Below are 19,002 nucleotides of genomic sequence, written 5' to 3'. Positions count from 1 at the left end.
ATGAAAAGTTTGAAATGTGGGATTACCATAGCAGCCTTATTTTTTACTGTAGCCGCAGAGGCTCAGGAGCTGGTTCAGAAAGTAACATTTTCCGTACCTGCCAACAGACCATTGATTGAAGTTTTGGAAGAATTTGCCGGAAAAACAGGAATGAGACTGGCTTACTCCAAGGTAGATATTAAAGAGCTGAAGGTAAAAGGAGTAAAATGTGAAAATACTTCTGTCAACAGCTGTCTGAAGGATATTACCAACGGTCTTCCTGTTGTATATCGTCTGCATGGTGATCTTATTTCGATTAAATATGAAGGTTCTAACATCGCTGTACCGGGAAACGGACGTATTTCCGGGAAAATAGTAGATGAGGTGGGAAATCCCATTACCGGAGCAGAAGTTACTATTGCTCAGAAAACCGTCGTAACGGATAATAATGGAGATTTTACAGTAGATCTTTCCTCAGGAACTTATAATCTGACCATAAAAGCTCCTAAATATAATACGCTGAGGGTTGAAAAACTATCTGTCATCAACAAAGAAACCAACTCCGTTTCATTTGCTCTGAACAAAGCTTCCGATAAAACGACTAATATCAAAGAAGTGGTCATTACAGCAGCCCGCAAAGCAGATACACAGGCTGGGCTCCTGGCTCAGCAGAAAAAAGCAGCACAGATGAGTGACGGTATTTCAGCGGAGCAGATTTCTAAAACACCGGACAGCGATGTGGGAGGAACATTGAAAAGAGTAACAGGGATCACCACTATTGATAACAAATATGTAGTAGTACGGTCTATGGGAGAACGATGGAATACCGCAGCCATGGACGGAATCAACCTGCCGAGTACGGAAGCCTATAATCAGAACTTCTCATTTGATATCATTCCTACGGCAATGGTAGAAAGTGTAGTGGTAAGCAAATCAGCAACACCTGATATGAATGCCAGCTTTGCAGGAGGCTATGTAGAAGTAAGAACCAAAGATATTCCCAATGAAAATTTTACAACGGTGACGATGGGAACTTCTTATAACGACCAGTCAGCATTCAAAGAATTTCTGACCCGTAAGCGTGGAAAGTATGACTATTTCGGATATGACGATGGGACAAGAGATTTTCCCAGAGGACTTGAACCTGTAAACTGGACAGATCCAAAGTTTTTTGAACAGTCAAAGCAATTTACCAATGACAATTTCAGCACCTATAAAACCAGAGGTGATATGGGGTCTAATATACAATTGGCATTGGGAAGAACTTACGCGCTAAAAAACAATAACAAGTGGGGATTTGCCGGAGCATTTGTCATCAGAAATGAACAAAATAAACTGGATATAGATCATACAGGAAGAGGAAACTGGCTGGATACCACAGGAATGCCTGATGCAAACGGACAAATTCCGTTTTATAACTTTAAAAACAGCGGAGCTTCTTATAACTACAATTCTACGCTGGCAGGGATGTTGAATTTCGGTTGGCAGTTTGGGAAAAACAGGATTTCATTCCGTAATTCCTATACCCATATTTTTGATAATACCCTGACAAGAGTAACAGGATGGAATGAATATTCAACCGGGAGCGGAATGGCAGCCAATGCAGAATTAGCCTATAATTACTTTTATAACGGAATCATTCCTAATAATGATCCGGCTCAGATCAAAACATTAGACAGACCTTATACAGATAATACCAACTATCCGATTTTTCAGACCCTTTTGCAAAATAAACTGGAGGGAAATCATAAAATAGGAAACACAGAGATCAGCTGGTTTGCAGCCCGTACAGGAGTTTCTTCCGATACCAAAGATTATACCCAGTATATTACCCGCTATGACTTTATTGGAAATGAGATTTTAAACTTTCATAAGATCTACAATTCCGGAGCAGATTTTTACAGAGGATATATTGAAAACAGAGAAACAGATTACAACTACGGAGCTTCTGTAAAATGGGACATGGATGCCGGAAGTTTTAAAAACACGATTAAAACCGGATATGCCGGAGCTATAAAAAGCAATACCAACCAACAGCAGAAGTTTTTCCTTCGTGTTGATGAAAACCGGAACGTTCCCAATGACGAGAAGAATCATTTGACGATGTATGGTTCACTTGCAGATTGGTTTAATGGCTCCCATTATGTTCCGGGTGGTATTGGTTGGGAAACCAAGGCATTGTATAAAAATGACAAGTATGAAGGAGAAGTCAATCAGCATGCTGTGTATATCATGTTTGACAATCGTTGGAAGAATAAATTGAGATTGGTCTGGGGGCTGCGTGCAGAATATTTTAAATACGATATGATTTCCCAGCAGCTGGATCCCTCAGATTCCAAGCATATCCTGAGGACAGCGATTGAAGATAAACCCTGGCAGTTTATGCCTTCCGTGAATTTTACGTACAGCCCGACTAATAAAATCAATTTGAGGCTTGCCTATAACAAATCCGTAATCCGTCCGCAGTTCAATGAAAGAACAGGGCTTCCCTATTTTGATCCGATTGCCAATGGGTTGATTTATAATACGGAAATGAGCTCTTCGGTCATTAATAATTATGATTTCAAATTTGAATGGTTTCCGGGACTGGGAGAAATATTCTCTGCAGGATTGTACTACAAAAATTTAGACAGACCTATTGAACGGGAAGGCCATATTTCCAGTGAAGGAAATCTATCTCTGTATAATGGGAATTCAAAAAATGCAAAGCTGTTGGGAGTTGAGGCAGAAGTAAGAAAAAGCTTAGGTTTTATTGCTGACGGAACTTTCTTGGAAAAGCTTTTCATAAGCGGAAACTTTACTTATAACCATACGAAAGTAGTTGCTTTTAAAGACTTGTATAAGACAGGTGATAATGATGAGACTTATGAAGTGAAACGCCCGCTTTACGGCCAGACACCCTATGCTTACAACCTTGGATTGATCTATGATGGAGACCGCTTAGGACTGAGCTTTTTGTATAACGCGAAAGGTGACCAGTACATCACGGTAGGATATGCTTATAAAGGGGAGGAAATCCAACGTCCCTATGCAGTGGCAGATGCTCAGATCTCTTATAAATTTCTGCGTAATAAAAACTTTGAAGTGAAATTGAATATAAGAAACCTCTTCAACAGGGTAAAAGAATATTATAACAACTTCAATTCTTATCTGGCTGCAAAAGATGGAGGAGGAAGTAATGTGGGAACAGAAAGGGAAGCATGGGAACTTCTTCCCGGAGCAACGGACAAATATGACAAAAATATTGATAAGATTATGTTCCGGGCTTACAGTGGAAGAATGCTCAGCCTGAGCGTGAATTATACTTTTTAAAAATAAGACACCAAACAACACCATATAAAAAGAGCTCTTAAGATAGCAGCGTACAGGTTTCGGGAACCTGATCAGAGACTGAAAAATTACTGATGATGCGCACAGCAGTACCAGTTCAGAAAAAACCGAACGTTAATCGCTTTTCCCAGGCATTAGCGGATTTTATGGGAACTTCCGCAATGCAGTTCCTCCTGCAGCGATGGGATGAACACCAAAAAACAAATCGAAGGAATAGAGAGGAAGATATTCCTGAATATTAAAAAACTGATCTGGTATAAAAAATACGACCGGATTTTACTAAAAATTATAACAATGAAAAGACTAACTCTAATTGCAGTGGCAGCATTATCTCTTACAGCTTGTCAACACGATCAACTGGCAGATTCATCATCTCCATTCGATATGAAATCTACTTCTGCTGAATACCTTACAGCTTCGGCTCTTCCGGTAACCAGCGTTAGTGGTGCTATTACTACAAATACTACATGGAGTGGTGTAGTTGAATTAGATGGAGTTGTAACTGTAAAAGATGGAGCTACCTTAACAATCCAGCCGGGTACATTCATTAAAGCTAAGCCAAACACTAGCAATACAGCTACAGGAGTTCTGGTAATTGCTAAGACAGGAAAAATAAACGCAGCAGGTACAGAAGCACAACCCATCATTTTCACAAGCTACAAATTGTTAGACGGAAATGAAGATACTACTGCAGCTCCTGGTGATTTCGGAGGAGTTATCATGCTAGGAGATGCTCCTACAAACACTCCATTCACAAAAACGATTGAAGGATTATCTGGTCCTGATTTCTATTACGGAGGTACAAATGCTTCTCATGACGGTGGAACATTGAAATATGTACGTATTGAGTTTGCAGGATACGATCTTTTAGCTCCAAATTCAGGAAACGAAATCAATGGTCTTACTTTAGGTGGAGTAGGAAACGCTACTACTTTAGATCATATTCAGGTATCTTTCGGGAAAGATGACTCTTTCGAATTCTTCGGAGGTACTGTAAACGCTTCAAACCTTGTTTCTTTTGCAGCGGATGATGATAACTTCGACTTTGACAACGGATATACAGGAACTATTACGTGTGCTCTTGCTTTGGCAGATTACAATTCTACACACAGTCTTAGCGGATCTAGCCCGGATTCTAACGGTATCGAGCTTGATAACAACGCAGACGGTTCTTCTACATCATTGTTGACTCACCCTGTTATCAACAACCTTACGATTATCGGTTCTAAGAACTCTTCTAAAGGTGCTTTGTATGAAAACGGTATCCACATCAGAAGACACGGAAGATTAACATTAAATAACGCTGTAGTTACAGGATACCCTGTGGGAATCAAAGTAGAAGGAACAGGTTCTGAACTTTCTTCAGCTTCAGCTTACAACACTATTCAGATCCACGGATTTACAACTTCAGTTACAGGAACAGGAACAGCAGGAATCCCTGCAGCGAACCTATTGACTGGAACTCCTGCATCTCTATGGGGTATGAGCCAGCCTTTCTTCAACGAAGGTGGTTGGAATGTATCTCCAAGAAACTGTGGAAACTTCCAGGGACTTTGGACAAAATATAATTTCTCCATTGTAGAATAATAAAAAACTTTAAAAAGCAGGGAACAGCATATGCTGATTCCTTGCTTTTATTTCAAAAATCTTAATAATCAGCATTATGAAAAAATAATTTTATCATCTGTTCTGTTTTTATCTCACCTGGCTGCAGCGCAGTCTCTGGTATGGGGAAATTCCTTTGATACTCCTGCTGACCTTCAGGGATGGACTTTCCATGATTTGAACAGCAACGGTAACGGATGGGTACAGGGGCAGAATATCTACCACAACGGAACAACTATGATTTATGGCACTACCGGTGTTCTTCGCCACTCTATCAGTTTGGTTCCAACGGGAAGTGCTACAGGATTTGTTACAGAAAATGACTGGATTATTTCTCCTCAGATAGATCTTACCAACACTGCAGGAACCGTTACTTTGGCCGCAAATATCGGGAGACAGAGATCTACTCATACTATTGTTGCCAGAGAGCTTTTTATCTATGTAAGCACACCACAGAAGGAAGTTCCTACATTATCAGATTTCCAGGCAATGACGGTAGATGGGAGTGGAAATGATGTTCCAAGTCTTTATAAAATACAGGTAGGAGACTCAGCCAACCCATTTCCGGCAGATCTTACTGAATTTGTACAAGCCCTTGTAGACCTTTCTGCTTTTGCAGGGAAGAAAATCTATATCGGAATGTGGTCAAACAGAAAAACAAGCGGAAATAATGTCCAGAATATCAATATTGATGAAATAGGAATCTATGCTACCGCATTTTTGGGAACTAAGGATGTAAAAGAAAACAAAATTGTAACACAAATAGCAGAAAATCCGGTAAAAGAATCTTTACAGCTGAAGCTTAACCCGGCATTGAAAGAAAATACAACCGTGGTTACTATTTACAACGCAGCAGGACAAAAAGTATTGACCACTCAGTATTCAAAAGCTATTCATATAGCAGGTTTAACATCAGGAGCTTATATAGCGGAAATTACAGATGGAAAAACGACTGAAAGGCTGAAGTTTATTAAAAAATAATTATTCTATCCCCTTAGAATCTGATTTTAGAAACACCAAGAAATTTTAAATATACAATAATGGGTAGTATTTGAAAAAGACTATCCAGAACATATCCAACTAGTTTTTTTATAATTATATATTGCCCGGCTCATGGGGCGGGCAATATTTTTAAGTTTTACAATGAAATAATTGAAGAAAGATGAATAAAATCTTTGCATTACTACTATTTTTTACCGTACTATTCTCATGTACAGACAGCAATACGATGGAGTTGTATGATAAAGTACAGAAGCCCGGAGAGGTTAATATCAAAGGATTTTCCAAACCTGATGTACTGCAGCTGAGGTTCAACGGAGTCCCTGTATCCATCGATGGAAAAATGTCCTATACCAATAAAATAGAAACGCAGCTTCAGTTTGTTCTGGATCAGGGAGAAACCAACAAACTGTCTATCTATAACAATGAAACAGGAACCGAAATTGCAAAATACAATATTACCTATGACAATATAAATGATTACAAAAACCTATACTTTTTTAATCTTCCGGGAATCTATTTACAGACTTATGCTGTAAAACCTCAGGTCAATCTTGGGAAAGTAGGTTTTGAATTTATTTTCCCGAATCTTGGCGAATTTTCAGGGACCTCTCTGAAAAATGTGAAAGGCATTTTGAAAAGAGAAAATGGAGTAGTGCTGGCAGAATTTGACAATATCGGGAAAGACAATTTTACGGCAGTGAAAATCTATAATTTTTTCAGTTCAACGGCACCTATATATCTGGAATTGTACAAACCCGGAACTTCAGAGCCTTATGCCGGATCTAAAATGATTCAGGTGAAATTGAAACAGCATACAGGTGCCAACATGATAGTCCTTCAGGAAAAAATGGAAAATGGAGAATGGGTGGTAAAAGGAGATATAGATGTAGCAGAATATCTGTAATTGCGTATGAAAAACTTTCTAAAACTTCAACTGATTATTGCTGTCTTTCTCATTTCATGCACGAATAATGATGAAAGCGCACCTGTTTTCCCCGAAGGAAGTACAGAGTCTGTGAATCTCTGGGTTCAGGACAGTATGAGACGATACTATTATTGGGCAGATCAGATGCCTGCTAAACCTGACTATCGTCTTTCTACCAAAGATTTTTTTAAGAGCCTGCTGTCTTCTCAGGATCGGTTTTCTTTTATGGTCAATACTGAAGATTCTTCTACCTATCCGCGGTCTATAAGGAATATGTATGGTTTTGATTACACTATTGTTCAGCTTCCGAATAATGAGGTGGTTACTGTTGTGAAACTGGTCCTTCAGAATTCTCCAGCCTTCAACGCAGGGTTGGAAAGAGGAATGATCATTACCAAAATCAATGGGAAAACAATTACCGCATCTAATGCTGAGGCAATGGCTTCTTCCATTAAAGATCAAACTGTAATAGACCTTACCGTAGGAAAATGGCAAAACGGAGCTATTGCTGATCAAAAGAATATTACGGTTTACTATGGATTCTCTTTTGAACAACCTATTTTATCAAAAATTTTTGAGAAAAACGGTAAAAAAGTAGGATACCTGTATATCTACGATTTTCCTGATGGAATGACACAGGTATTGAATCAGAAGTTTACGGAATTTAAGGCTGCCGGAGTACAACAGCTGATTCTTGATCTCCGATACAATTACGGAGGGTCGGTATCATCTGCAGCTGGGCTCTGTTCACTGATTCCTTCAGGGTTGTCAGCCGGTTCACCATTCATTATTTTTAAAGGAAATAAAAACGGTGGCGAAGTAAAAAGATCATTTGCCGAGCAGATTGCTTATGATCCCAAGGCACTGGATTTTGCCACCTTACGTGCCAACGCATTGGGATTACAGAAAGTGTTTATCCTTACCTCCAACAGTACAGCATCCGCAGCAGAAATTGTTGTCAACAACCTGAAACCTTATATGCAGGTGATTCAGATCGGAGATACTACGTTGGGGAAAGATATGGCCGGATTTGTAGTGGAAGATAAGCGTAAGCCGAGAAAAATTTCCTGGCAGATTCATCCGGTGATTTATAAAGTATTTAATGCCAATGGAGCGGGAGAATACAATAATGGAATTTCACCACAGATCATCGTCAATGAATACGCCGGGCTGCCATTATTACCTTTGGGTGATCCTAATGAAACCCTTATTTCTTCTGCCTTAAACGGAGGTTACTTCAAATCTTCAGATCAGGAAAAGATGAATGGGAATGTTAAGATTTTATACCAGAGTGATGTACCTTCGGCAGTATTGGGGAAATAATATTGGAGGTGACAGAACACAGGGCAAAAAGGTGAATTTGCTCATTACCCCAACTCATTTACTGTAATAATAAATAAAAAAGATAGAGAATAGTAAAAGTAAAATTTATAAAGTCTTTTTTTGCTCTTTACTTATTCAAGAACTCAATAAAATCATAAAATCATGCAGGGAATAGAACCCAAACTTCACATGAACCTGACCAGCCGAGTTGAATATTACCGTCTGCTGATAGAAGCTGCAGAAGACCCTGAAAGCCAGCCTTCAGATGTCATTACACAGATTTCAGAACTGGGTCATCTGTATGAAGAATATCTTCTGAACAAAAAGAACCTGGAAAACAGCATCAAAAATTACCGTGAATATCATAATGATTTAAGGAAAAAACTGACGTCAAGACTTCGTGAACTGAGAAGAAAGGCAAGACAGAAATAACCTCTGAAATCTGCTTTGTCCGCTGATTGTATTACGAAATTCTTACCTTTATAGCATCAAGTTGAAGGACGACGCATTTATGGATTTTCATGAGACAGTATTTTCCGGTTATTTACAATTGTTTTGGCAGTTTTCCTGGGCACAGTGGATAGTATTCAGTCTTATCATGAATGCTTTTATGTATCTTTTTTCCATTGGCTTATATATTTTCATCGAAAAAAACTGCCATAAAAGTCAGTTACAGGAGAAAAATCATCCTGTTACCAGATCCGATTTTTATCTCAGCCTGCTTACTATAGTATGTAACAGCTTTGTGATGCTGCTTGGAGCTTTCTTATGGAAAAACGGATGGATTGTACTTGGGCAGAATCAATCTATGTTTAACATATTAGCCGAAGTCATTGTTCTGCTTCTTTTGATGGATCTTCTGATGTATTTCTTTCATTTCGCAGCGCATTTACCTTTTATATACAAAATTCTGCATGGAAAACATCACGAGCATGTAAGCACCAATTTTATAAGTCTTTTTGTTTTGCATCCTTTCGAAACCATAGGATTTGGATTGATGATGCTGGTTTTGCTCATCGGTTATGATTTCTCTGTAGTTTCTATTTCAATATATCTTTTGCTGAACCTGATTTGGGGCACCATCGGACATCTGAACAGAGAGTTTTTTCCAGCTTCGTTTGATCGTTTTTTTGTGGGAACAACAAGGTTTCACAACCAGCACCATCTGGATGAAAGTAAAAATTTCGGATTTTATACGTCCATATGGGACAGGTTATTTGGGACATATAAATAAGGAGTAAAATAGAGGCTGGAAGAGGGAAGCTATTGCAATCTTTATTAAAATAGAACTTTTAAGTAAGGTGATTTTTAAACGCAAAGTTTTAAAAAAAATGTTTGCTTTTGAGGCAGCAAAGAGTTGCAGCAAGCTGCTTAAAAAGCTTATGGATAGATGTTCTGCTTCATCCGTTGATTGCAAATCAACTCTTCTTAGCTTTCTTAAAATATTACTCAATTTAAAATAAACTTTGCGTTGAATAACTTTAAGGTTATAAACCATTAAGAAGAATGAAAAAGTGAAGAGCATTAAGATGAGCTTTATTTTGATGGATTGGTTTATTTTTGCTCGCAGATCAATGAGATTACGCAGATTTTTTTAGATCTGCTTCATCTGCAAAATCAGCGAGATATAAAATTTAGATATAAAATTGTAGCCTCTGCTTCATCCGTTGATTGCAAATCAACTCTTCTTGGCTTCCTTACAATATTACTCAATTTTAAATAAACTTTTCGTTGAATAATTTTGAGATTATAAACCATTAAGAAGAATGAAAAAGTGAAGAGCATTAAGACGAGCTTTACTTTGATGGATTGGTTTATTTTTGCTCGCAGATCAATGAGATTACGCAGATTTTTTTAGATCTGCTTCATCTGCAAAATCAGCGAGATATAAAATTTAAAAATAAAACTGTAGCCTCTGCTTCATCCGTTAATTGCAAATCAACTCTTCTTAGCTTCCTTACAATATTACTCAATTTTAAATAAACTTTGCGTTGAATAATTTTAAGATTATCAGCCATTAAGAAGAAAAATGAAGAGTATTAAGATGAACTAAAACCATGAAATTGCTTCACCTACGGTTCACAATGACAAGACAACTCAACTTAATACTCTTAAAACCTTATCACCCTTAATGGTTTAAAGACTATTTTTATTTACCAGCTTTCACCGCTGATTTTATTGCTTTCTCAACAATTCTCCAGTCATAAAAGTGAAATACCCTGCCATTACTCATAGCAACAAAAACTCCTTTAGGAAATTTTGGACCTAAATTAACATTCGTCACCTCAGAACCATCACTTTCCAGTGTGGAAACAGGGATTTCTGCAATTCTTCCTTTGGACTGATCTTGTCTTAGATAGACATTGAATGTATCATTCTGCTGATTCGAAACCAGAATATATCCTTTTCCTTTAGAAGTAGGGTAGATCGAAATTCCTTCTACGTCAGATTTAAAATCTCCTTTCCCGAAAACTGATAATTCCTCATTGCCTTTCGCAGGATCTGCGTAATATTTGTGAACTCCGAACTGCTCATCAGAATAATAGATGTAACCCATTTCATCATCTACAGCAATACTTTCAATCTCTTTCAGGCCGCTGTATTTTCCGAATTTACGCACAACTTCTCCTGTGATGGAATCATTTTTTTCAGAAAGTTTATACTGCCAGAGATACCCGTCACTTGGACCGGATTTTCTTCCCACAATAACAAATATATCTCCTGTATCAGAATTTTTATACATGGAAACTCCCATTGGGCCACGTTCTGACTCTCCGTTAAATACAGAAATCTCTCCGATTTCTTTCAGCTCGGGAAGCGTATATAATTTTACTTTATTGGTTTCTCTTTCAGTTACTGCTGCGATATCTGTTTTTTTACCGTTGATCATAAAACCATATTCAATATCAACGTTATTAGGACGTTTCAATCCCAAAGCCTTATTGATGATTTTTCCGTTAAGATCAAAGGCATACAGCCCTCCATCAGTATCTTTATCTGTTCCGATGATGATACTTTTTGAAGCATCCTGAGGATTGATCCATATGGCAGGATCATCGGTATCATGAGCGACAGTTTCCGTAATAACGGTAGGTTTTAATTTTTCTGTTACTTCTTTCTGCCCAGTACAGTTAATCACAAAAGGAAGAACTGAAAGAGCCAATATATAATGTATGTTTTTCATGCGTATTTTAAAAATCAAATTTCACCCCCATTGTAAACCTTGGTCTGTAATATTCGGCTTGGGCGGTTCTGCTTTGGATTCCCTGGTAATATCTTAACGGCTGATTGGTCAGATTATTGGCTTCTGCGAAAACTCTAAGCTGGCTTGTAATCTTGTAAGAAGCATTGGCATCAAGGAAAAACTGCTTATCGTAATAACGGTCATCAAACGCCTTGCCACCCAGTTCGTCAATATAATGAGAAGCATAATTCATAGAAATTCTTGCTGAAAAACGTTTGTTTTCCCATGAAAGAGACCCGTTGAACATATGAGGAGCCGCTCCCGGAAGACCTACATCTGTCCTTTCAACACCATCTTCATTGGTAATTCCTTTTGCTTTAGATTTGGTGTAAGTATAGTTTACATACACTCCAAGTCCTTTCCAGAAAGCTCCCGGAATAAAATCAAGCTGTCTTTGAAAAGCGACTTCAAAACCATAAATATCTACATTGTCACCGTTACGCTGCTGGGTAAATTTCCAGTTGCTTTCTCCGGCAGGAATAGGATTGGTTTGTCCTGCAAAGTCATTCGCAAAATCGTTTGCTGTATAATTTCTTTTGGAATAGGTGTAAATAAAGTCATTCAGATTTTTATAAAAAATTCCTCCTGAAAGAATTCCCACAGACTTAAAATACTTTTCTGCCATAAAATCAAAATTATAAGCATAGGTTGCCTTTAAGTTGGGGTTTCCGGCAGCAACGATCTCATCCTCCGAAATAACATTAAGATAAGGAACCAGTGAGTAATAGTTCGGGCGGGCAATTGCTGTCGTAAAAGCGGCACGAAGCACAAGATCCTGTATTGGAACATATTTGAAGGAAATATTCGGAAGTACGTTCGTATACGTATTGGTATTATTGATTTGTCCTACCAGATCCTTTTCATTCATCACATAGTTTCCGGTATAATCAATCTGCGTGGTTTCAATACGTGCTCCGACAATCATGGATAGTTTATCATTAAAATCCTGATCCCAACGGATATATCCCGCATAGATCTGCTCTTTTGCACTGTAGTTGCTTGAAAGATATTTTTCAGGTTTCAGGGTACCCTTGAACAAATTTGGATTAAATAAATCCAGACCTCCAAGATAAGAAGGATCTACGAAGGTTCCCGGGACATAATTTCCCGGTTGAAAGTTCTGACCATCAAGAGATACTGTTGGGACAGACAAAAGGCTTCCCATAGGATTAATTGGTGTGAATGCATAGAAATCATTATCTCTTTCCTTTTTCTTCAAACGCATACGCAAACCGGTACGAAGACGTCCTTTCTGACCATCAATCACTGAAAATGGAAAACGAACATTCACTTTTGCTCCCAATTCTTTTTCCTGCGTAAAGCTGTTGGCATCCGAAATATCACTCAATTTATAACTGCCTAAATTATCTGCAGCAAGGAGATTGAACATCGGTTTTTCAGGATTGCTAAGGTCAGGAGAGAAATTCATCTTGCTGTTTTCAAACTCTATATAACGCTGATGAGGCTTGTCCTCACTTGCTGTTGCATAATTTATTGACCAGTCGAGATCTACTTTGGAACCTAATAAATGTTCTCCTCTTAAAGCATAATTCTGAACTTTTTGTTTTTCCAGACGCGTATTGTCATTATCTGCGTCACCTCCTTTATTTTGTCTTGTGATACTTCCTTTCCAGCCTGTAATCTCTGTTTCGTCAGCATTGTAAACCGGCTTTATTTTATATCCTAATGCAAACCTGTTTTCTTTATCGTTTCTGAAATTATACATTGCAGAAGCATAGATCTTGTTTTTGGAATTGAATTCATAATCCATATTAAGATAAAACTGTGTCTGATACGATGTTCATTATAATAACGGACTCCCATTTTGCTTACATAAACTGTTTGTGCAATATCGTTAGCCTGGCTCCACACAGGTTCTATATTATCCGAACCAAAATTGTTGTTATTATAAGAAAAACTGAATACAGCCCCCAATTTTTTATCTAAAAATCGGTTTCCATATACAAATCCGGCAGTATAATTTCCTTTTTCACGGATCGGGTTGTATCCACCGGCAACGGTTGCAGAAATTCTTTGTCCGTTCGGGGAAGCTCTGGTAATCAGGTTTACAGAACCTCCGATGGCATCAGCATCCATATCAGGAGTGAGTGTTTTGTTGACTTCTATAGTAGAGATCATATCAGAAGGGATCAGGTCCATCTGTACATTACGATTATCTCCTTCGGCAGACGGAATTCTGTCACCGTTTAGGGTAACTGAATTAAGATTGGGGGCAAGTCCTCTGATGATAAGGTTTCTGGCCTCACCCTGGTCATTCTGTATCGTAATTCCCGGAACACGCTTCAAAGCATCCCCGATATTGGCATCAGGAAAACGCCCGATCTGATCTGAAGAAATTACATTGGTAATATTGGCATTGCTTTTTTGTTTATTTAAGGCTCTTGCCTGGTTTTTTAAAGTAGATCCTGAGACGACAACTTCTGCAATAGATGTTTCTTTTTTGTCGAAAACGATATTTTGCCGGGTGTTTTTTCAGCTTCAACAGTGATGGTATATTCATGAACACCATAGCCGAGATAGTCAATTTTCATGGTATAGCTTCCTGGAGGAACATTCAGGAAAACAAAGTTTCCGTGTTCATCAGAGGTCGTATAAATATTTCCCGGACTTAAGGAGATTTTGGCTCCCGGCAGGGCTATTTTCGAGTCGTCATTAATGTTTCCGGAAAGAGAACCGGTCTGTGCATAGAAAAAATAGAGGCACAAAATAAAACAGATGTAAAAATTTTCTTCACTTTTCCTTTTTAGATAAAAATCACAACGAAATTAAACATCTGTTTGGAAAAGGAGTTGAAGAGAAAATTAAGGTTTTCTTAAGAATTGTTAATATAGAAAATGTGTGTTGAAAGATAATACAGATTTGTTAACTAGATTTCAGAACCAAGATTTTTTTCAGTATGATTTCCTTCCACCAGCAAAGTCAGTTCATCACATCGTATAATTTTATGATCCAGTATGGTAAATTCTGCTAATACTTTATGAGAAACTTTATTTCCATTTTTTAGTGTAGATTTTGCTATGTGATTGGTAAAGATAATATTACCGTTTTCAGCATGGCTGATGATCTCCATCTTTTGTTCAGCTACTTTTTCTTTAAGCTTTTTGATGTGAAGAACAAATTCTTCATAATTCAGCTGATTATGATCTACAAGTTGAATGTATTCTTTTGAAAAATATTTTTCAATTAATAATTCGTCAAATACCGGATTTTCTAATACCTCTTTGAATACTTGTTGGATAAAATGTTTCATAATTTTTTATTTGAAACAAAATTACTACGGGGATGAATGACCAGACGATAACAATTGTAAAGAAATTATCTGCGGTTCCGGATTCTGCTCAGTGAGACACTGGTAATTCCAAGATAGGAAGCGATATAGTGTTGTGGAAAGCGCAGCAGAAGCTTTGGTCTGTTTTTTAAAAGCTGTTCATATCTTTTCTGTGGAGAATCTTTAATAAAGGAGATCAGCCGTTGGTTGATTTCACTGAAGCGTTTGTAAAAAAGTGGATGAAAAGTTTGTTGAAATTCCTGATTTTCCATGAGTTTGTGAAAAATGTCAGCATGAAGTTCATATACAGTAGTAGATTCCAGCGTTTCAATGATAAATTCACTCCGGGTACCATTCAGAAAGCTGTCAAAAGAAGAAACAGCCTGATTTTCTGTGATAAATTCCAAAGTAAGTTCTTTGCCATCCTGATAGAAAAACTCTCTTAAGGCTCCGCTTTTTACAAAGAACATTCTATCTGAAACTTTTCCTTCATCAAGAAGTATCGTTTTGGCCGGATAAGTAACTTCGGCTAATAAATGAAGCTCTGTTTTTAAAAAAGAATGAATATCTGGAATGTGCATATCTGATCTGGATTAAGGTAAAGTACTCAATATATCTTGATATCTTGCCTGATTATTTTAAATAAACCCTCGTGCATAATAAAGCTGAACAGCAAAGAAAAGTACTGTGAAAAACCATACGACATAAGGATGGTAACTGAAATTATTCTTCAAAATGTAGTGCAGCGCTTTGAAAAGCTTAAATACACCAATGATTCCAACAATCATAAAAACCAGAAAGACCAGAAAAAACAAATAGTCTCTTGTTCCATATTCACTCACCTTGCCAAGACGATCCAGATAAGCCTCTACATTCAAAGTTTGTCCCAAAAACATGGCTGAACTGATTAGTATAAAAAATGGAGTAGAGGTATACACAGTGGTATAAATGAAAGAAAACAGCAAAGTCCGGAAAGTGACTGTATTTATTTTTTCCTTTTTGTACCATAATAAAGCAACACTGAATAGTACTGCAGTAATATTATTCATCAGGAATATAAACAGTGCCTTTTCCACCATACTCAGTCCCTTGATCTTTGAAATAATGTTGTGCTCACCACCGTAATCCATTAAAAGAACAGAGATAATGACAGAGGTATACACAGAAAGTTTGATGGGAGAAAGGTAATCCTGAAAACGTTCAGTTTCTTCTTTTTCCATCTCGTGTACAGAAAGGTCATAGCATCGGCGGGGATCCTGAAACAATTTGAAAACGGTTACCGGAACCAATAATATTTCAATAATAATCTGCAGGCACAGCTTCTCAAAGCTATCGATCAACTTTTCAAACATATACACGGGTATTAGGGAACGCCTATGCAATTTAAATAAATTTTGAATTATATATCAAAAATAAAATAGGGGAACAAAAAAGAGTGGACGGTTCTATCAGAACCGTCCACTCTTTTTGTTGTATAAAAGGCTTTCTTACTTATTTAGGAAGTCCTCTTTTTAATGCGTTATTCGCTATTTCTACTGCTTTTCTTTCTTTCCAGTCCATATACCTTTTTTTGTATCGTCCTTTCATGAAGTTGTCGAAATTACGCTGAACAGTAAGATTCCAGATAGAATGTGCTTTTACAGCCCAGCTTTTATCCCATGCACGCAGAGAGATAGAGAAAGAGCCATCCAGATATTTCATCCAGTGCCACCAGCCGGTAGGCATGAATAAAGTATCTCCATGTTCCAGAAAACATTCGATTCCTTCAATACCATCAAGGGCAGGGAATTTTTCAAAATCAGGATTTGAAATATCATAATCCTCCAGTGCATAAGTGGCATATGGAAGCTTATACAGACGTGATTTCCATTTGTATTCAAACAGAAGGACGTGCTTTCTTCCATTGAAGTGAGTATGGAAAATATGAGGCATGTCAATATCATAATGAAGGAACGTTACCGAACCTTTACCTCCAAAAAACATACTTGGATATTTATCTAAAAATCCTCCCATCAAATTCTTTGGCGGAACATAATCGTTCAATAGCTTTGGAGCAAATTTTATAGGATCAAAAAAGAAGATTCTAAGATCAGTAGGCTCCCTTTGAATCAGGTCTACATACTCACTAAAAGGCATTTTTGTCGTCGGAGTATTGATAGGTGCTGCAGGATCAGCCTTGGAACTGTCATATAAAGGAACTTCAACATCGCCTACTACTTCCTTCACGTAATCCATCGTCCACTTTTGATAAGCAGGCCAATTTCTAGCCATATTCTTGATTACCACTGGCTTACATGGCTTTAGATATTTTTCACGAAATTCTTCTTGTGAAATGTCATCTACAATATCAATCGGTTTAAGGATTATTCCCATTCGTTCAAATTATTAAGCTAAAGTATTAAATATTTATGAAAATAAAAGTAAAGAATTGAAATTATTTGGAACTAATATAAATAGAATTTTATACAAGTCTATAAACACTCTTTGACGCATTTATAGCCAAATGATTAACTCTGTTTTTCAGCATTAAAATAGGGGCTTTTTTGATTGTAAAATACTATTGCAACGACACCATTATTATCACTATAATTGTCATTGTTAAAAAATAATCATGAAACATCTTGCAGCTCTATTTCTCTCACTTGTTTTTTCAAGTGCTTTTTCACAGAAATCGACCAAAATTTTTACTTCAGATATTGATAATTTTTGGGTGGCTTATGACAGCATTCAAAAGACAGATAATCATTCCAAAAAGATGGATCTTATTAAAAGACTTTATACTGATAAAGGAACAGAAGGATTGAAAACCTTCATGAAAGTAAGAGATTATAATGATACTGTTTTTGTGAATATCATTGACAAATATCCTAAATTCTGGAATTCAATCAGACCCAATACCCTGACGATAAAGACTAAAACCAATGAACTGGAAGCCAGTGTTGCCAAGCTGAAGCAGCTCTATCCCGAATTGAAAGAAGCCGAAATGTATTTTACAATTGGCGGGCTCAATTCCGGGGGAACAGTAAGTGGAAACAAAGTACTGGTAGGTGCTGAAATAGCTACAGGGCTTCCGTCTACAGATGTTTCGGAATTTCAGGATGATTGGCTGAAAGGTGTTTTTGCAGAACAGTCTTTGGATAATATTGTCTCTTTAAATGTTCATGAATATATACATACTCAACAGACAGGGAACCGCCGAAGAGTTTTAAGTCAGTCTATAAAGGAAGGAGCTTGTGATTTGATTGCCGAGTTGGTGATGAATACCATTCTGGAAAGGAAATATTTGTCTTATGGAAAGGCTCATTCAGCAGAAGTTAAGGAACTTTTTAAAAAAGAAATGTTTACCGGTAATTTTAGAAATTGGCTCTATAATGGGAGGCAAAAAGGGGAAAGTGCAGATCTGGGATATTATGTGGGGTATGAGATCTGCAAATTGTATTATCAGCATGCAAAAGATAAAAAACAGGCAGTCAAAGATATTATTGAACTGAATTACGATGATGATAAAGCTGTTGAAGATTTTCTGATCAAATCAAAATTTTTCAAAGAAAAGATTGATAAACAAAAACTGATTAAAGAATATGAGAAGAACTTACCATACGTTGTAAAAATAGATCCTTCCAATGGTTCTGTACATGTAAGTGCTGACACAAAAGAAATAAGAGTTACTTTTTCAAAAGAAATGATTCCTGGAAGTTACTCCTTCAATCTTTCCGATAAAGGAAGAGACTATTACCCAATTTCCAAAATTGTAGGGATGGAAAATAATAACAAAACGTTGGTAATGCTTGTCAACTTAAAACCAAATAAAGAGTATGAATTTGTACTGACCAACAAAAGTTTTATTTCTAAAGATGGCTATCCCCTGAAAGATGAAAAATTTCTTATAAAATTTAAAACGGACAATAAATAATTTAACCATCAATGAATGATAATCAACTTTTATATCTGGCTTCAATAGTTTGTTTCTTACTTATTATTTTGACCTTCAGGCACAACCGGAAATTCGGTGGAGTCAATATGATACTTTTCTTTTTATACAATTCAATATTATATTATCAGTTGCTGTATGGCAGCAGTGGAGGAGCAGGACTTGTGTGGTGGTTTTTTCTGCTTGTTGTATCAGGATGCCACATGTTGGCACTCTTGATTTACTTTGTAATCATAACTATTATCAAAGATAGGCGCAACAATCAGGATTTGAGGTAAGGATTTATAACTGGAAAAAGCTTAGAGTAACTGTTTATCCATTTGGCAGGTATGAGAAAAATATGTTAAAAGCTTTTATCATAAACATTGTTGTAT

At 37.1% G+C, this 19,002-nt stretch carries 14 protein-coding genes and 1 pseudogene; 9 read left to right on the top strand and 6 right to left on the bottom strand.

Annotated features, from left to right (window positions below; translation table 11 throughout):
- The 8 genes from LF886_RS15320 (at position 1) to LF886_RS15285 (ending at position 9,398) form a co-directional block, all read left to right on the top strand.
- Positions 1 to 3,291 (top strand): TonB-dependent receptor, encoded by a 3,291-nt coding sequence (locus LF886_RS15320; protein WP_236850336.1) that lies wholly within the window; start codon positions 1 to 3, stop codon positions 3,289 to 3,291.
- Positions 3,292 to 3,383: 92 nt separating this feature from the next.
- Positions 3,384 to 3,551, top strand: a complete 168-nt coding sequence (locus tag LF886_RS15315; RefSeq protein WP_236850331.1) for a hypothetical protein — start codon at positions 3,384 to 3,386, stop codon at positions 3,549 to 3,551.
- A 52-nt stretch (positions 3,552 to 3,603) separates the two neighbouring features.
- The gene (locus LF886_RS15310; RefSeq protein ID WP_103232991.1) at positions 3,604 to 4,896 is read left to right on the top strand and encodes a hypothetical protein; all 1,293 of its coding nucleotides are present in this window, start codon (positions 3,604 to 3,606) and stop codon (positions 4,894 to 4,896) included.
- 30 nt (positions 4,897 to 4,926) lie between these two features.
- Positions 4,927 to 5,895 carry a T9SS-dependent choice-of-anchor J family protein gene (locus LF886_RS15305; protein WP_236850328.1) on the top strand — a complete coding sequence of 323 codons (969 nt, stop codon included), beginning with the start codon at positions 4,927 to 4,929 and terminating at the stop codon, positions 5,893 to 5,895.
- A 181-nt stretch (positions 5,896 to 6,076) separates the two neighbouring features.
- Positions 6,077 to 6,820, top strand: a complete 744-nt coding sequence (locus tag LF886_RS15300) for a hypothetical protein (protein WP_236850327.1) — start codon at positions 6,077 to 6,079, stop codon at positions 6,818 to 6,820.
- 6 nt (positions 6,821 to 6,826) lie between these two features.
- Positions 6,827 to 8,164 (top strand): S41 family peptidase, encoded by a 1,338-nt coding sequence (locus tag LF886_RS15295; protein ID WP_236850326.1) that lies wholly within the window; start codon positions 6,827 to 6,829, stop codon positions 8,162 to 8,164.
- A 162-nt stretch (positions 8,165 to 8,326) separates the two neighbouring features.
- The gene (locus LF886_RS15290) at positions 8,327 to 8,596 is read left to right on the top strand and encodes a hypothetical protein (RefSeq protein WP_103232987.1); all 270 of its coding nucleotides are present in this window, start codon (positions 8,327 to 8,329) and stop codon (positions 8,594 to 8,596) included.
- Between the two features lie 61 nt (positions 8,597 to 8,657).
- Entirely contained in the window at positions 8,658 to 9,398 is a 741-nt protein-coding gene (locus LF886_RS15285) for a sterol desaturase family protein (protein WP_236850325.1), read from the top strand.
- Positions 9,399 to 10,313: 915 nt separating this feature from the next.
- Here LF886_RS15285 and LF886_RS15280 read toward each other — a convergent pair.
- From LF886_RS15280 to LF886_RS15255, 6 genes and pseudogenes are all read right to left on the bottom strand, one after another.
- Positions 10,314 to 11,348, bottom strand: coding sequence for a phytase (locus tag LF886_RS15280; protein ID WP_236850324.1), 1,035 nt, complete (start codon positions 11,346 to 11,348; stop codon positions 10,314 to 10,316).
- 7 nt (positions 11,349 to 11,355) lie between these two features.
- Positions 11,356 to 14,146, bottom strand: a pseudogene (locus tag LF886_RS15275) (TonB-dependent receptor).
- 149 nt (positions 14,147 to 14,295) lie between these two features.
- Positions 14,296 to 14,679: a hypothetical protein gene (locus LF886_RS15270; RefSeq protein ID WP_236850323.1), complete on the bottom strand. Its 384-nt coding sequence runs from the start codon at positions 14,677 to 14,679 to the stop codon at positions 14,296 to 14,298.
- Between the two features lie 65 nt (positions 14,680 to 14,744).
- On the bottom strand, positions 14,745 to 15,278 hold the full coding sequence (locus LF886_RS15265) for a Crp/Fnr family transcriptional regulator (RefSeq protein WP_236850322.1): 534 nt from the start codon (positions 15,276 to 15,278) through the stop codon (positions 14,745 to 14,747).
- 57 nt (positions 15,279 to 15,335) lie between these two features.
- Positions 15,336 to 16,049 carry a hypothetical protein gene (locus LF886_RS15260; protein ID WP_236850321.1) on the bottom strand — a complete coding sequence of 238 codons (714 nt, stop codon included), beginning with the start codon at positions 16,047 to 16,049 and terminating at the stop codon, positions 15,336 to 15,338.
- Positions 16,050 to 16,188: 139 nt separating this feature from the next.
- Entirely contained in the window at positions 16,189 to 17,070 is an 882-nt protein-coding gene (locus tag LF886_RS15255; RefSeq protein WP_236850320.1) for a cupin-like domain-containing protein, read from the bottom strand.
- Between the two features lie 238 nt (positions 17,071 to 17,308).
- Between LF886_RS15255 and LF886_RS15250 the strand changes: the two genes are divergently transcribed.
- Positions 17,309 to 18,610, top strand: coding sequence for an Ig-like domain-containing protein (locus LF886_RS15250; protein WP_236850319.1), 1,302 nt, complete (start codon positions 17,309 to 17,311; stop codon positions 18,608 to 18,610).
- The last annotated feature ends 392 nt before the right edge of the window (positions 18,611 to 19,002 follow it).

It is taken from the genome of Chryseobacterium sp. MEBOG07, from assembly GCF_021869745.1.
GTDB lineage: Bacteria > Bacteroidota > Bacteroidia > Flavobacteriales > Weeksellaceae > Chryseobacterium > Chryseobacterium viscerum.
The sequence above is the reverse complement of the archived record's forward strand: the minus strand, read 5'-3'. Positions and strand labels throughout refer to the sequence as shown.

Bases quoted from the DNA above. Each gene is read 5' to 3' on its own strand.
- LF886_RS15320 (WP_236850336.1), top strand. From the start codon at position 1: ATGAAAAGTTTGAAATGTGGGATTACCATAGCAGCCTTATTTTTTACT.
- LF886_RS15250 (WP_236850319.1), top strand. From the start codon at position 17,309: ATGAAACATCTTGCAGCTCTATTTCTCTCACTTGTTTTTTCAAGTGCT.
- LF886_RS15315 (WP_236850331.1), top strand. From the start codon at position 3,384: ATGATGCGCACAGCAGTACCAGTTCAGAAAAAACCGAACGTTAATCGC.
- LF886_RS15300 (WP_236850327.1), top strand. From the start codon at position 6,077: ATGAATAAAATCTTTGCATTACTACTATTTTTTACCGTACTATTCTCA.
- LF886_RS15310 (WP_103232991.1), top strand. From the start codon at position 3,604: ATGAAAAGACTAACTCTAATTGCAGTGGCAGCATTATCTCTTACAGCT.
- LF886_RS15290 (WP_103232987.1), top strand. From the start codon at position 8,327: ATGCAGGGAATAGAACCCAAACTTCACATGAACCTGACCAGCCGAGTT.
- LF886_RS15305 (WP_236850328.1), top strand. From the start codon at position 4,927: ATGCTGATTCCTTGCTTTTATTTCAAAAATCTTAATAATCAGCATTAT.
- LF886_RS15280 (WP_236850324.1), bottom strand. From the start codon at position 11,348: ATGAAAAACATACATTATATATTGGCTCTTTCAGTTCTTCCTTTTGTG.
- LF886_RS15255 (WP_236850320.1), bottom strand. From the start codon at position 17,070: ATGGGAATAATCCTTAAACCGATTGATATTGTAGATGACATTTCACAA.
- LF886_RS15260 (WP_236850321.1), bottom strand. From the start codon at position 16,049: ATGTTTGAAAAGTTGATCGATAGCTTTGAGAAGCTGTGCCTGCAGATT.
- LF886_RS15265 (WP_236850322.1), bottom strand. From the start codon at position 15,278: ATGCACATTCCAGATATTCATTCTTTTTTAAAAACAGAGCTTCATTTA.
- LF886_RS15295 (WP_236850326.1), top strand. From the start codon at position 6,827: ATGAAAAACTTTCTAAAACTTCAACTGATTATTGCTGTCTTTCTCATT.
- LF886_RS15270 (WP_236850323.1), bottom strand. From the start codon at position 14,679: ATGAAACATTTTATCCAACAAGTATTCAAAGAGGTATTAGAAAATCCG.